The organism is Xenorhabdus ishibashii, assembly GCF_002632755.1.
GTDB classification, from domain to species: domain Bacteria; phylum Pseudomonadota; class Gammaproteobacteria; order Enterobacterales; family Enterobacteriaceae; genus Xenorhabdus; species Xenorhabdus ishibashii.
This window is the reverse complement of record NZ_NJAK01000001.1, coordinates 452,326-466,550: the sequence shown is the minus strand read 5'-3', so window position 1 is coordinate 466,550 and position 14,225 is coordinate 452,326. Positions and strand designations below refer to the sequence as shown.

The 14,225-nt window shown below is 41.3% G+C and carries 12 protein-coding genes and 1 pseudogene; 4 read left to right on the top strand and 9 right to left on the bottom strand.

Annotation, left to right across the window (positions count from 1 at the left end):
* Positions 1-52: 52 nt before the first annotated feature.
* From artM to Xish_RS02185, 5 genes are all read right to left on the bottom strand, one after another.
* Positions 53-721 carry an arginine ABC transporter permease ArtM gene (gene artM, locus Xish_RS02205; RefSeq protein ID WP_099116511.1) on the bottom strand — a complete coding sequence of 223 codons (669 nt, stop codon included), beginning with the start codon at positions 719-721 and terminating at the stop codon, positions 53-55.
* Positions 721-1,437, bottom strand: coding sequence for an arginine ABC transporter permease ArtQ (gene artQ, locus Xish_RS02200; RefSeq protein WP_099116510.1), 717 nt, complete (start codon positions 1,435-1,437; stop codon positions 721-723). Before artQ ends, artM begins: the two co-directional genes overlap by 1 nt.
* A gap of 11 nt (positions 1,438-1,448) precedes the next feature.
* Positions 1,449-2,186 (bottom strand): arginine ABC transporter substrate-binding protein, encoded by a 738-nt coding sequence (artJ, locus tag Xish_RS02195; RefSeq protein ID WP_099118636.1) that lies wholly within the window; start codon positions 2,184-2,186, stop codon positions 1,449-1,451.
* Positions 2,187-2,344: 158 nt separating this feature from the next.
* Positions 2,345-3,073, bottom strand: a complete 729-nt coding sequence (gene artP / locus Xish_RS02190; protein ID WP_099116509.1) for an arginine ABC transporter ATP-binding protein ArtP — start codon at positions 3,071-3,073, stop codon at positions 2,345-2,347.
* A 263-nt stretch (positions 3,074-3,336) separates the two neighbouring features.
* On the bottom strand, positions 3,337-4,239 hold the full coding sequence (locus Xish_RS02185) for a LysO family transporter (protein WP_099116508.1): 903 nt from the start codon (positions 4,237-4,239) through the stop codon (positions 3,337-3,339).
* 663 nt (positions 4,240-4,902) lie between these two features.
* On the opposite strand from Xish_RS02185, the gene macA reads away from it, so the two are divergent.
* Both macA and macB read left to right on the top strand, forming a co-directional pair.
* Positions 4,903-6,048, top strand: a complete 1,146-nt coding sequence (gene macA / locus Xish_RS02180; protein ID WP_099116507.1) for a macrolide transporter subunit MacA — start codon at positions 4,903-4,905, stop codon at positions 6,046-6,048.
* A gap of 2 nt (positions 6,049-6,050) precedes the next feature.
* Positions 6,051-8,005 (top strand): annotated as a pseudogene (macB, locus tag Xish_RS02175) (macrolide ABC transporter ATP-binding protein/permease MacB).
* An 82-nt stretch (positions 8,006-8,087) separates the two neighbouring features.
* Here the strand turns inward: macB and cspD are convergent.
* Positions 8,088-8,300 (bottom strand): cold shock-like protein CspD, encoded by a 213-nt coding sequence (gene cspD, locus Xish_RS02170; protein WP_099116506.1) that lies wholly within the window; start codon positions 8,298-8,300, stop codon positions 8,088-8,090.
* Positions 8,301-8,627: 327 nt separating this feature from the next.
* Between cspD and clpS the strand changes: the two genes are divergently transcribed.
* Both clpS and clpA read left to right on the top strand, forming a co-directional pair.
* Positions 8,628-8,948: an ATP-dependent Clp protease adapter ClpS gene (clpS, locus tag Xish_RS02165; RefSeq protein ID WP_099116505.1), complete on the top strand. Its 321-nt coding sequence runs from the start codon at positions 8,628-8,630 to the stop codon at positions 8,946-8,948.
* A gap of 32 nt (positions 8,949-8,980) precedes the next feature.
* Complete coding sequence (gene clpA / locus Xish_RS02160) at positions 8,981-11,266, top strand: ATP-dependent Clp protease ATP-binding subunit ClpA (RefSeq protein WP_099116504.1); 2,286 nt, start codon at positions 8,981-8,983, stop codon at positions 11,264-11,266.
* 116 nt (positions 11,267-11,382) lie between these two features.
* On the opposite strand, the gene infA is transcribed toward clpA, so the two are convergent.
* The 3 genes from infA to cydC form a co-directional block, all read right to left on the bottom strand.
* Complete coding sequence (gene infA / locus Xish_RS02155; protein WP_045969938.1) at positions 11,383-11,604, bottom strand: translation initiation factor IF-1; 222 nt, start codon at positions 11,602-11,604, stop codon at positions 11,383-11,385.
* Positions 11,605-11,769: 165 nt separating this feature from the next.
* Complete coding sequence (gene aat / locus Xish_RS02150; protein ID WP_244185891.1) at positions 11,770-12,381, bottom strand: leucyl/phenylalanyl-tRNA--protein transferase; 612 nt, start codon at positions 12,379-12,381, stop codon at positions 11,770-11,772.
* 82 nt (positions 12,382-12,463) lie between these two features.
* Positions 12,464-14,224 (bottom strand): heme ABC transporter ATP-binding protein/permease CydC, encoded by a 1,761-nt coding sequence (gene cydC, locus Xish_RS02145; RefSeq protein WP_099116502.1) that lies wholly within the window; start codon positions 14,222-14,224, stop codon positions 12,464-12,466.
* Position 14,225 lies beyond the last annotated feature (1 nt).

The window sequence follows — 14,225 nt, the reverse complement described above, 5'->3', positions numbered from 1 at the left end:
AACAACGAGTTATCACGGGTAGTGAAGTCAGATAATTAAATGTGAATGCTGATTAATTACGTTGTTCAAATAATAAGGCTCGCTGTTCAATCATACGCATCAATAGTGTTAAAAGACCATTTATGCAGAGGTAAATAATACCCGCGGCAATAAATACCGTTGCATCATAACTACGTCCAAATTGAAGTTGGCTATATCCCATGATGTCTAATAGGGTGATGGTACTGGCTAGTGACGTGCTCTTGAAAATCAGCACAACTTCATTGGAATAGGAAGAGAGTGCCCGTTTAAAAGCATAAGGTAACAGAATGCGCATAGAGTGCGCTTTGGACATACCGAGAGCCTGGCAAGATTGCCATTGTCCGGCAGGAATTGCTTTGACAGCCCCATAAAATAGCTGGGTTGAATAGGCTGCACTATTTAATGTAAGTGTAACCATTGCACATAACCACGGCTCTGACATAAGTTGCCATAACAACGGATATTCTTTGAGCGATGGAAATTGCCCTGGCCCGTAGTAAATCAAGAAAAACTGAACGAGGAGCGGGGTTCCGGTAAATAGGGTGATATAGCCTCTTACCAATTGAGAAAGCACAGGTAATTTCATTGTCAGGATCATGGTCAAGACAATGGAGAGTACGAATGCAACCAGCAATGCTGAGAAAGTCAAACTGAGGCTGGTTTGTAAGCCGGGTAAAATTTCCCTGATGTATTCAAACATTATGAAGCACTCCGTTCAAAATGGGTGGCGCGCATTTCAAGCTGTTTGAGAATAAATTGGCTGACCAGAGTGATTATTAGATAGATCACAGCAACAACCATATACCATGTAAACGGCTCCTGAGTTCGGGTGGCGATACTTTTTGTTTGTAACATCAGATCATTAACGCTGATTAACGAAACCAGTGCCGTATCTTTCAATAAGACCAGCCATTGATTACCAAGCCCTGGCAGGGCATGGCGCCACATTTGAGGCATAATCAAGCGAAAAAAGATACGATTTTGACTTAACCCCAGAGCTTGGCCAGCCTCCCATTGTCCTATCGGAACCGCTTTTAATGCTCCTCGCAGTGTTTGTGAAGCATAAGCAGAGTAGAGCAGAGACAGGGCAATAACGCCGCACAGGAAAGGGCTAACATCAAAGTTGTCAATTTCCATCTGTATTTTAAAGTGCCAGACAATAAGATTGATATCAAAACCTTCCGACAGTGTAATGAGAAGTTGTGAACTGCCAAAATAGATAAAGAGAACAACTAAAATTTCAGGTAATCCTCGGATCAAAGTAACCCAGCAGGAGCCTAAAAAAGCAATAGATTTCCAGCGAATAGATTCCCATGCAGCCAAAAACATTGCCAGAACTAAACCGACGACAAGTGAGGAAATGGCAAGGCCGACGGTGACTCCGGCGGCACTGATTAAAGAGTAAAGTTCATTCATTGGGATTGAGTTTATTGTTTAAACCATTTTTTGTGGATGGTATCGTAAGTACCGTCGTGTTTAACTTCCGTTAGTGCTTTGTTCAGTTTATTCAGCAGCTCAGTATTACCTTTGCGAACTGCAATACCTAAACCGATACCAAAGTAGTTTTTGTCTGTCACTTTATCGCCAACCGTGCTTAATTCTTTATTCTTTTTCAGCCATTCATTGACGACAGCAGTATCACCGAACAACGCATCAATACGACCATTTTTTAAATCAAGGATTGCATTTTGATAGCTGTCATAAGGTACGGTTTTCAGCTCTTTATGTTGCTCCATCAAATACTTCTGGTGTGTAGTGCCATTCTGGGTACCTACTTGCTTACCTTTGAGGTCGGCAACTTGAGCAAACTTCCCTTTGATAGCAACGAAAATGGCAGAGTTATCATAATAAGTTTGGGTAAAATCAACTTGTTTTTGGCGATCAGGTGTGATGTCGATACCCGCTATCAAAACATCAGAACGACGGAATTTTAAACTGGGAATAAGGCTATCAAAGGCCTGGTTGGTGAATGTACATTCTGCGTTGAGTTTTGCACATATGGCATTCGCCAAATCGACATCAAATCCTTGAATCTTGTTGTTTGCATCAATAAATTCAAATGGAGGGTAAGTTGCTTCCGTCGCAAAACGGAGAGTTGCTTTCTCCGCTGCGGTTGCTGACAAGGTCACTGCACTCAATAAGGCCGCAAACAATAATTTCTTCATAGCAATATCCTGTTGTTTATGAACTTTATGGTTGATAACTGCTTTGATGTTTGTTTTATATATCCACTTCATCTTTCAAGCTGCTACCTTATGGGAATGTAGTAGATTGAAATTCAAATAGTTTATAGATCCAGTATGCTGTTTCAGTGTGACAAATTTTAGTGTGACAAATAGTGAGCAAAGGCTTCTGTGTGAGGACGCATAAAATGCGTGGTATCACCTTTTTCGATAATGCGTCCCTGCTCCATATATACAACCTGGCTTGCTGTTTTGCGAGCAAATTCCACTTCATGAGTCACTATAACCTGAGTGATACCGGTTCCTGCCAGCTCTTTTATAATATCGATGACTTGGGCTGTGATTTCGGGATCGAGTGCCGCAGTGGGTTCATCAAACAATAGAATCTGAGGTTCCATCATTAATGCACGTGCAATGGCAACCCGTTGTTGTTGTCCACCGGAAAGATGCAGTGGAAAACGGTTGGTGAATTGCTCCAAACGAAGTCGGGAAAGGAGTTTAGCCGCTTTTTCCCGTGCTTGTTGTTTGGATTGCTTTAATACTCGGCAAGGGGCTTCAATTAAATTATCCATCACGGTCAAGTGTGGCCATAAATTGTATTGTTGGAAGACCATGCCAACTTTTTGGCGCAATGCGAGAATTTCTTTGTGACTAGGTTGCTGTTTGAAATCAAATTGGTGATTTACCACATTGAGTAGCCCAGAACGAGGCATCTCCAGCAAATTCAACACACGCAGCAAAGAACTTTTTCCAGCTCCACTGGGACCCAGCAATACCACAGTTTCTCCCGCGTTACATTCAAGATTAATATCGAAGAGAGCCTGATTTGAACCATAGAAGCAATTTATGTTTTTTAATTGAATGCTCATGTGAAAAATATGAATAGTTAATTGATTGATGCGATATTAATCTCATGAGCATAACTATGCAATAATATCTGCATAAAACTGTTATTTTAATCAAATTAATAAGCTAACTAATCAATTTGCCGGTATTTTTTAGATCTTTTTTGCTCTTTTTGTTGGCTTTTTATTAATCGGGCGGGTTGGATTTTAACCAAAAAATTTTTATTCAGTTTGCACACTAATTCAGGATAACTTTTAGCAAGTAAACCATTTGATATGTAAGCCATTTATTGTGCAAATAATGCGATGAACAAAGGAGTTAATAAGCTCAATATAAAACCATGAACGATGGCTGCTGGCACAATACTGACACCACCACAACGTTGTAAGATTGGTAAGGTAAAGTCAATTGAAGTTGCTCCTGTTAAACCCAATGCGGTTGAACGGTAGCGATTGATTAGCATGGGAATAAGCATGATGGACGCCAATTCACGAGCTAAGTCGTTGAAAAATGCGGTGCTACCAAGCACAGGCCCGTAAGCGTCGGAAATTAAAATACCGGAAAGAGAATACCAACCGTATCCTGACGCAATAGCAAGGCCAGTTTTGGTTGGTAATCCCAGTAAAAATGCAGCCAATACACCACCCAACAGAGAACTAATAGCAACTACAATAGCGATAATCATACCACGGCGATTCAGCAGTGTTTGCTTTAGGGGCATACCGTTATTGCGCAGTTGGATCCCAACGAGAAAAAGTAAAAAAATCAAGGTGATTTCGCTGGCTCGGCTGGAAAAATGAAACCCTGACCAGCCTGTTAATCCAATCAGAAATCCTAATACTAATGCACCACATAATTTGACGGAATCCAGAGCCATATGTAATCGGGAAGGGGGCTTTTCCTGTTTATGCGCAGTAATAATCCACGGATCTCGTTTATCCAGGAGGAAAAGCGCTAGCATATTGATTATAAAAATGCACAAGAAAAACGTTGTTGCATACAGCAATATGGAAAGTAAATGACTGCCCAGGTTTTCCAGTATTGCAAGGCTGATACCCATCAGAATGAGAATGATATAAACCATGACATTGAGTAGCTGATGCACGAGGGTTAGCATCGATTTATTGTTCAGATGAATAAGGTAACCCAGAGCCAAAGGCAGGAGAATAATTAATAATCCTGAGTACATGATCCACATCCTTATCCAATAAAAAACGGTTTTTATCTAATCTTAATAACGAAAAAGAGTTGCAAAGATCACAAAACACACAGAAACAAAAAATTTACACTAAAATAACAAGTAGCATAAAGGGATGTATACTGAAACTCAACGCATTTTTAAATTGTCCATAGAGTGGGTGTGATAAATAAATTTGCTACTTAGATACCTTAACAGTCTTATTATCACCTAAATCGGAACTCTATCGTTTTAATGAACTTGATTTCTATCATTCCAGGGATGAAAACTTTTACAAGAAAATGTGATTTGCAAATTATTCTGACATTCTGTGAAAAACAGATTGGAAGCATCGTACAACCCGTTTGTAAAGTGATTGAATTCGTACGATACGGTTCCACTGCTGAAACTTGCCAATCGAGTAGGGATTGAATAGCATGCATTAGCTGATGGGAATGATGCAGGTAAAAGTATTCAGCCACGGACAGAAGTTTCGTAGAACAAATCTGTAATACCGATTTTTGGCTACCTGCATCTACATTGGTTTTTTTGAAGAAGAACTATCAGAAAATTTTTTAATCAGAATTCCCCCGTTGATAAGATTTGTTTATCTCTTCTACCGTAAAGTGCAAGTAAAGTAATTAGATGGCATATTTCAATAGTAGGTATTTGTTGATGAAACTGCTTTTTGCCAAATATCGCTGGATTGGGGCAGGGCTTGTTCTCATAGCTATTGCCTCCGTTTGGCACTATTTCTTCTATCTGCCAAAGCCCATCACATATCAAACAAGTGGAGTGGTAAAGGGAGATTTTGGAAGAAATGTTCTGGCGGTAGGTAAATTGGATGCAGTCAGTAAAGTTGATGTAGGGGCTCAGGTTAGTGGTCAATTGAAAGAGCTTTATGTGAAATTGGGGGATAAGGTAAAACAAGGTCAATTACTGGCATTGATCGATCCACAGACAGCAAAGAATGCTGTGGCGGAAATTCAGGAAACAGCAAAATCATTAGAGGCCAACCTTCGTGGGGCGCAGGCTGAACTAAGACTTGCACAGCTCAAAGTGAATCGCGTTAACCATTTGTTTAAATTACATTTAATATCTCATCAGGAATTAGATGCCAGCATAACGGATATGCAGTCTAAAGCTGCCAGAACTGACGATTTGGCCGCGCAAATTAAGCAAAATCAAGCCAAACTTGATACGGCAAAAACGAATTTGCAATATACCAAAATTATTGCCCCAATAGAGGGCATTGTGACAGATATTAAAACACTCCAGGGACAAACCGTGATTGCTGCACAGCAAGCGCCGACCATTCTGACACTTGCAAATCTCGATACCATGATTGTTAACGCAGAAGTATCGGAGGCTGATGTCATCAATTTAGAACCCGGACAAAAAGTCTCATTTACCATCTTAGGGGCACCAGGAAGGCAATTTCACAGCGTCCTGAAAGATATTCTACCAACACCGCAAACTGTGAATAATGCTATTTTCTACTATGCTCGCTTTGAAGTTCCTAATCCCCAACATATTTTGCGTTTGCAGATGACTGCTCAAGTAAAAGTAGAGCTTCAGACTCTGCATAATGCATTGATGATCCCAATTTCAGCTTTGGAGATATCTTCTCACCAATATACGTCTTCAACTCAATATTTACCTTCTACACAATATGAAGTGAGTGTCTTGCATAATGGCAAAGCAGAAAAACGTAAAATCACGATAGGGGCTTTTGATAACGCTAATGTTCAGGTGCTTTCAGGGTTGAAGGAAGGCGAACGAGTGATCATCAGTCGTAGCGATAGTAGCGTAGAGGAGTAATAATGAATACGTTACTGGAACTAAAAGGTGTTGGTCGTAGTTATCCGGCTGGAGAGAGTCAAGTCACTGTTCTGGATGATATTTCGTTATCTATACAGGCCGGAGAAATGGTGGCTATTGTTGGTGCTTCCGGCTCAGGTAAGTCTACTTTAATGAATATACTTGGCTGTTTGGATAAACCTAGCAGTGGAGAATATTGGGTTGCAGGAAGAAATATTGCTGACCTGGATAGTGATCAGTTGGCAGAGCTACGCAGGGAATATTTTGGGTTTATTTTTCAGCGCTACCATTTATTGACTCATTTAACTGCTCAACAAAATGTTGAGATTCCGGCAATTTATTCCGGTGTTTCCAAAATACAACGTCGTAAGCGGGCAGTTGAATTGCTAAATAGTCTTGGATTGGAAAATCGGATTAACTATCAACCAAGCCAGCTTTCCGGTGGACAACAACAACGAGTCAGTATTGCCAGGGCACTAATGAATGGTGGTCAGGTCATTCTTGCAGATGAACCGACAGGCGCATTGGATAGTACTTCCGGCCAGGAAATGATGGATATCTTGAAAAAGCTCTGTCAACGGGGGCATACGGTCGTTATTGTCACTCATGATCCTAATATTGCTGCACAGGTTCAAAGAGTGATTGAAATCAAAGATGGACGTATCATGAGTGAGGTACGCTCTTCTGAACAGCAAACCTTGCCTCATATTTCTTCTTCTGTAGATACAATTGTCGAGGTAAAAACCTCTTCAGTGCAACAAATATGGGGACGTTTTAATGAAGCTTTATTGATGGCATGGCGCGCCATGAATGTGAATAAGCTACGTACTCTGCTAACAATGCTTGGAATTATAATAGGCATTGCTTCTGTCGTAACGATTTTAGTGATTGGTGATGCAGCAAAATCAAAGGTGTTATCACATATCAAATCTATTGCCACTAACTCTATAACGATTTATCCGGGAAAAGATTTTGGCAGTGATAACGCTTTGGATATGCAGGCTCTGAAACTTACTGATATTCCGGCAATAAAATCTCAGCCCTATGTTCAGGCCGCTTCTCCCGAATTTGTGAATAGCGGGCGTTTACGTCAAGGCAATATGGATGCTAAAGCACAAATAACGGGGGTTGGAAGTAACTTTTTTCAGGTATATGCCATGAAATTTTCTCAAGGCATCCCTTTTACTTCAGATATGATTGAGAGTCAGTCTCAAGTGGTTATCATTGATGAGAATACACGTCAGAAGTTCTTTCCTTACCAGAATAATGTGATAGGCAAAAAGTTACTGTTAACAAATATGTCCTTGACGGTGATTGGTGTAATTGCTAAAGGGCAAAATCTTTATGGCAGTGATACATTACAAGTTTGGATGCCCTACAGCGCGATGAATAGCCGTTTGATGAATCAAAGCTATCTGAATTCGATTGTTGTCAGGTTGAAAGATGGCTATGAATCTAATGCAGCAGAAGAAAAACTTAATCAATTGCTCATATTCCGTCATGGTAAAAAAGACTTTCATACTTATAACATGAATAACACTATTAAAATCATGGATAAAACAACACAGACGCTGCAAATATTTTTAACGTTAGTTGCGGTAATATCCTTGGTTGTCGGAGGAATTGGTGTTATGAATATCATGTTGGTATCAGTTACCGAGCGTACAAGGGAGATTGGTATTCGTATGGCAGTAGGTGCCAGAACCAGTGACATTATGCAGCAATTCCTTATTGAAGCCATTTTGGTTTGTTTAATGGGGGGGTACTGGGGATTACTCTGTCATACAGTCTTTCTTTTATGGCGCAATTAATGTTACCGAACTGGAATTTCATTTATAACGTCACTGCATTTATCATCACATTTGGTTGTTCAACGACAATCGGGATAATCTTTGGTTTTCTGCCCGCAAGAAATGCAGCTCACCTCGATCCTATAGAGGCTCTGGCAAGGGAATAAAATATAGCACGCCACAAATAAGCTTATTGTCTATTTGTGGCGTGGAAATTACGAATTTATCGGGTGGCTATTCTTTTGATTTTTAACCACTTTCCAAAGGTACAATGAGACTGGCGTGGTTACCTTTGGGGCCTTGATGAACGCTAAAGTTCACTTTTTGACCTGCTTTCAGCGTCCTATAACCATCCATCTGAATGGTTGAATAGTGAGCGAATATATCCTCGCCCCCGCTGGCTGGGCAAATAAATCCAAAGCCCTTTGCATTATTGAACCATTTAACAGTACCTGTTTCCATACTTCTCTATCCCTCATATCACGATTTCGGGTTTAGGAGTCACTAAAAAATTTTAAAATATGAACAAACGTCCAGACAGAACGCGGTGTTCATAAAATATACTGTAGTGAAATTCGTTACGTCGTCAAGCATATAAACAACGTCAAGCTGTCTCAAATAACCAAAGTTTGATATAGATAACGGTATCTGATTTTTTAGATAAGATCCTGCTCTGTTAATCAAGGGAGGGATAAGCAGAGTGCTTTATGAAGTGATAAAATATATAGCAGTAGAATGAATTAGTTCATACTAAAATCCAGCGGACAGTTAATACCCAACGGAAGAATAATGACTGAGTTTTATAACGATTTGAAAGTTGAAGAATTTATTGAGGATGATGCAAAACAAAAACTACAGCCACCATCAATGTATATGGTTATTCTTAACAATGACGATTATACCCCTATGGAGTTTGTGGTTGACGTATTGCAAAAGTTCTTTTCTTATGATGTTGAACGAGCAATGCAACTAATGCTGGATGTCCATTACAAAGGGAAGGCAGTTTGCGGAATTTATACGGCAGAGGTCGCAGAAACTAAGGCTGCGCAAGTGAACATGTATGCTAAGGAGCACGAGCATCCGTTACTTTGCACGCTGGAAAAGATCTGATCTGGCTTACTGAAATTTAGGAGGAGGTGCTTATGCTCAATCAAGAACTGGAGCTTAGTCTCAATATTGCTTTTGCCAAAGCAAGGGATAACAGACATGAATTTATGACTGTAGAGCACCTGTTGCTGGCGTTGTTAAGTAACACATCAGCGCGAGAGGCATTGGAGGCTTGTAAAGTCGATTTGGCGATGTTACGCCAGGAATTAGAAAGTTTTATTGCACAAACTACCCCTTTGTTATCTGAGAATGATGACAGGGATACACAACCTACATTAAGTTTTCAGCGTGTTTTGCAACGTGCGGTATTTCATGTTCAATCTTCGGGGCGTTCGGAGGTTTCAGGGGCGAATGTCCTGGTTGCCATTTTTAGTGAACAGGAATCCCAGGCTGCTTATTTACTGCGTAAACATGACGTCAGTCGTTTGGATGTTGTGAATTTCATCTCTCATGGAACACGTAAAGATGAATCAGATAATGATGCCCACCCCAGTATCAATCCGGTTCCAGAAGAGCCGGTAATTAGTGAAGATCGGTTGGAAAATTTCACGACTAACCTGAATCAATTGGCGCAGAAAGGGCAAATTGATCCGCTTGTCGGCCGTCAAAATGAATTGGAAAGAGCTATTCAGGTGCTCTGTCGCCGCCGCAAGAATAACCCTCTGTTTGTTGGGGAATCGGGGGTTGGTAAGACAGCGATTGCTGAAGGGCTTGCATGGTGTATCGTGCAAAAGAATGTTCCCGAAGTGATGCAGGATTGTACTATCTATTCTCTGGATATTGGATCGTTATTAGCAGGTACAAAATATCGTGGCGATTTTGAGAAGCGCTTCAAGTCTTTGCTAAAAACATTGGAGCAGGACAATAAAAGCATTCTCTTTATTGACGAAATCCATACTATTATTGGTGCGGGTGCTGCCTCGGGTGGGCAGGTGGACGCAGCTAATCTTATTAAACCGCTGTTGTCCAGTGGACGTATACGGGTAATTGGCTCAACGACTTACCACGAATTCAGCAATATTTTTGAAAAAGATCGGGCTTTGGCTCGCCGGTTCCAAAAAATTGACATTCTTGAGCCTTCTTCTGAAGAAACGGTACAAATTATCAATGGACTGCGTGCTAAATATGAAGCACACCATGACGTTCGTTATACAGCGAAGGCCATTCGGGCAGCAGTTGAGTTATCTGTGAAGTACATTACCGATCGTCATTTACCGGATAAGGCCATTGATGTCATTGATGAAGCTGGTGCAAGAACCAGATTAGTGCCAGTTAGCCGCCGTAAGAAGACAATTAACGTTGCTGATATTGAAACTGTTGTTGCTCGCATAGCCCGTATTCCAGAAAAAACGGTGTCAGCCAGTGATAAAGATGTATTGAAAACATTGGATGAACGTTTGAAAATGTTGGTCTTTGGTCAGGACAAAGCGATTGCTGCTCTGACAGAAGCCATCAGGATGAGCCGTGCTGGATTGGGGCAGGATTATAAGCCAGTAGGATCTTTCTTATTTGCAGGGCCTACGGGAGTGGGGAAAACAGAAGTCACAGTCCAACTTGCCAAAGTATTGAATGTTAAATTATTGCGATTTGATATGTCAGAGTATATGGAGCGGCATACTGTCAGCCGTTTAATTGGTGCTCCTCCGGGTTATGTTGGATATGATCAGGGAGGATTATTGACCGATGCGATCATCAAACATCCTCATTCTGTACTGTTATTGGATGAGATTGAAAAAGCTCACCCTGATGTATTTAACCTGTTGTTACAGGTTATGGATAATGGCACATTGACTGACAATAATGGCCGTAAGGCGGATTTCCGCAATGTTATTTTAGTGATGACAACCAATGCAGGGGTACGTGAAATACAGCGTAAATCTATCGGGTTTACGGAGCAGGATAATAGCACTGATGGCATGGAAGAGATAAAACGGATTTTCACACCTGAATTCCGCAATCGCCTTGATAGCATCATCTGGTTTGATGCACTCTCTTCTGAAGTTATTCAGCAAGTTGTTGATAAATTTATTGTCGAGTTACAAGCCCAACTGGATGAAAAAGGTGTTTCTCTGGAAGTCAGTGCAGATGCTCGCCAATGGTTATGTGACAAAGGCTATGATAAGGCGATGGGCGCACGTCCTATGGCTCGTGTAATTCAGGACAATCTTAAAAAACCACTGGCGAATGAGTTGTTATTTGGTTCTTTGGTGCATGGAGGCTCAGTCAAAATTAAACTTGATAAAGCTAAACAGGCATTGGTGTATGACTTTAAGGGCGCTCAAAAATCAAATAAAAAGAGATCGGAAGATGCCGTGTTATAGATATAAATGGTATCAATGGTAGGAGCTGCTAATTGATGGATAGTAAAAATTAGTAGTGACCACACCACAGGTGAATTCTGAAAAATATATTCACCTGTGGTGTTAAGGGATCTTAATCAGCGGCTACGGAAAGTGATGCGTCCTTTTTCCGGATCATATGTAGTTAGCTCAACTGTAACTTTGTCTCCTGTCAGGATGCGGATGTAGTTTTTACGCATTTTTCCTGAGATATGAGCAGTGACAACGTGCCCGTTGTCTAATTCAACGCGAAACACGGTATTTGGCAGTGTTTCTAAAACAGTACCTTGCATTTCAAAATTAGTGTCTTCTTTGGCCATCTAATCCTCTAAATGTAACAACCATAGTTTTTAACCGGCAAGATAATGCCGAAAAACCATCATTATGTAAAGGAATGTCGTATTTTAAGCCATCATTTTACATACGGTAATATGATGGCTAATAACATCCCACCATGAACAGCATTTATTTCTAAGAGATGATTATCAATCCAGCTTTTGTACAGACCAGCAACCTGATTGCAATGGCTGCTTTCTTAATTGATAAAGATACTGGAGAAACTTTTCTCTCGGAATATTTTTAGCACCCAATGATTCTGTATGGTGATTTAGTACCTGACAATCAAATAGTTGACCACCATGACGTAAAAAATGGTGATAGAATGCGACAAAAGCACATTTGGAAGCATTCTCCATTTTACTAAACATCGATTCACCGCAAAATAGTGTACCGACACAAACGCCGTATAAACCACCTACAAGTTGGTGGTCATGCCAGACTTCAATTGAGTGAGCTAAACTTTCTTTATGTAAGGTTTGGTAACCTTTTTGAACATCGGTTCCAATCCAGGTGCCTTCTTGTCGTTGGGCGCAATTATATATTACTTCATCAAAGGCATAGTTTACCGTAATTTGGTAAGTATGTTTGCGAATAAATCGACGTAGCGTTCGGCCAATATGCAATTCTCCTGGAATCAACACGGCCCTGGGGTCGGGAGACCACCATAAAGGTGGCTCATCAGGCGAATACCACGGAAAAATCCCCTCATGATACGCTACTCGTAAACGTTCTGCACTTAGATCTCCTCCAAATGCCAATAAACCATTAGGTTCAACTAGCGCATTGGTAGGGGGGGGAATTCATATGAGTTACCCAATTGAGCTATCGACATAAGTTAGTTCACCTTTGCTCAGGATAACTCTGTAGCTGATAAAATTGTTGTCGCTGATAAAATTGATAGTAACGACCTTGTTGAGCTAGTAGCGTATTATGCTTACCTTGCTCGATAATGCGTCCTCCATCCATAACGCAGATCCGATCCATGTGTTGCAAGCCAGTGAGTCGATGGGTAACGATAATCAATGCCTTATGCTGACAACTACTGTGTAGCAGCGACAGAATTTGTTGTTCTGTATCTGCATCAAGCCCTTCAGTTGGTTCATCCAGCAGCATTAAAGGGGCATTGTGTAACAATGCTCTGGCAATACCCAAGCGACGCTGTTCTCCACCGGAAAGCTGGCGCCCACCCTCGCCCATCCAACAGTTTAGCTTTTTATCAGTGTCTAGCAAGTGTCCTAAACCTACTTGTTGCAGTACAGTTGTTAATTCATCGTCACGAGCATCTGGTTTTGCTAATAAGAGATTTTCACGCAAAGTATGACTAAAGACATGTATCCGTTGCGGAACGATAGACATCATTGAACGTAATGTAAACTCATCATAGTGGGAGATAGGGTGCTGATTGAGTTGAATCTCACCGCTATTGACGTCCCAGGCACGCGTCAATAATTGCAAAAGCGTTGATTTACCACATCCTGTTTTCCCCAATAAAGCAATATGTTCGCCTGATGTCAGGAACAGAGATATATTTTTCAATACTGGTTGTGGTTGGCCAGGGTAGGTGAAATCAACATTTTTTATTTCAAGGCTAAGCTTGTTATTTGCTTGCGGTCCCTGAGAAGGGAAAGTGACTTCTGGTTTTTGGTGCATCAACTGAGAGATACGAGTTGCAGATGCAATGACTTGCCCCATATGCTGGAATGCCACTGTGACTGGCCCAAGTGCTTCGAACGCAGCAAGGGTGCAGAATGTAAACAACGCTATTAATGCGCCCGCCTGACTATTTTCCCCCACACCAGCCGCGGCCAGCCACAAAATCAGAGTCACTGTAATACCAGTGGAAAAAATCATAATGGCTTGTGACAGTCCGGTTAAATCGGCTTGTTTTTGCTGGCTTTTCAACCAACTGTTTTCAATCTCTGTCATGGATTGACGAAAGCGTTTGAGTGCGCCAAACATGCTTAATTCAGCTTGTCCCTGCAAGGCGCTGGTAAGCAATGTACGATACTGACCGCGTTGTTGGGTAATGTTTCTACCATAATGTTTTCCTGCGTGGTAAAACACACAAGGTAATATCAGCAGCAGCCCTAACATAATACCGCCAATAGTATAGGCGAGGGTGACATCAAGGAAGCCTAAACCGAATGTCAGAGCGAGAATGACGACGAATGCGGCGAGGACAGGAGAAATAACTCGCAGATACAAGTGATCCAGCGTTTCGACATCCGCAACAAGCCTATTTAACAACTCACCTTGACGAAAACGGGCAATACCTCCAGGAGAAAGAGGTAGTATTTTTTGAAACGCGAAAACACGTAAATGTGCTAATACCCGGAATGTTGCATCATGGCTGACAAGCCGTTCACCATAACGGCCGGCAGTGCGAAAAATGGCTGCACCTCGAACACCAGCGGCTGGCAGCATATAGTTGAATGTATATAACCCTGCGAACCCGGCCAGGGCTGTACCAGCAAGGAACCAACCAGAGAGTGTTAGCAACCCAATACTGGCTAGCAGCGTCACAATTGCCAATGCCATACCTAAACTAATGAGAAACCAATGGCGGCGGTAGAGTGCGATAAATGGGAGTAATACACGCATG

Bases quoted from the DNA above. Each gene is read 5' to 3' on its own strand.
- artM (WP_099116511.1), bottom strand. From the start codon at position 721: ATGTTTGAATACATCAGGGAAATTTTACCCGGCTTACAAACCAGCCTC.
- artQ (WP_099116510.1), bottom strand. From the start codon at position 1,437: ATGAATGAACTTTACTCTTTAATCAGTGCCGCCGGAGTCACCGTCGGC.
- artJ (WP_099118636.1), bottom strand. From the start codon at position 2,186: ATGAAGAAATTATTGTTTGCGGCCTTATTGAGTGCAGTGACCTTGTCA.
- artP (WP_099116509.1), bottom strand. From the start codon at position 3,073: ATGAGCATTCAATTAAAAAACATAAATTGCTTCTATGGTTCAAATCAG.
- Xish_RS02185 (WP_099116508.1), bottom strand. From the start codon at position 4,239: ATGTACTCAGGATTATTAATTATTCTCCTGCCTTTGGCTCTGGGTTAC.
- macA (WP_099116507.1), top strand. From the start codon at position 4,903: ATGAAACTGCTTTTTGCCAAATATCGCTGGATTGGGGCAGGGCTTGTT.
- cspD (WP_099116506.1), bottom strand. From the start codon at position 8,300: ATGGAAACAGGTACTGTTAAATGGTTCAATAATGCAAAGGGCTTTGGA.
- clpS (WP_099116505.1), top strand. From the start codon at position 8,628: ATGACTGAGTTTTATAACGATTTGAAAGTTGAAGAATTTATTGAGGAT.
- clpA (WP_099116504.1), top strand. From the start codon at position 8,981: ATGCTCAATCAAGAACTGGAGCTTAGTCTCAATATTGCTTTTGCCAAA.
- infA (WP_045969938.1), bottom strand. From the start codon at position 11,604: ATGGCCAAAGAAGACACTAATTTTGAAATGCAAGGTACTGTTTTAGAA.
- cydC (WP_099116502.1), bottom strand. From the start codon at position 14,224: ATGCGTGTATTACTCCCATTTATCGCACTCTACCGCCGCCATTGGTTT.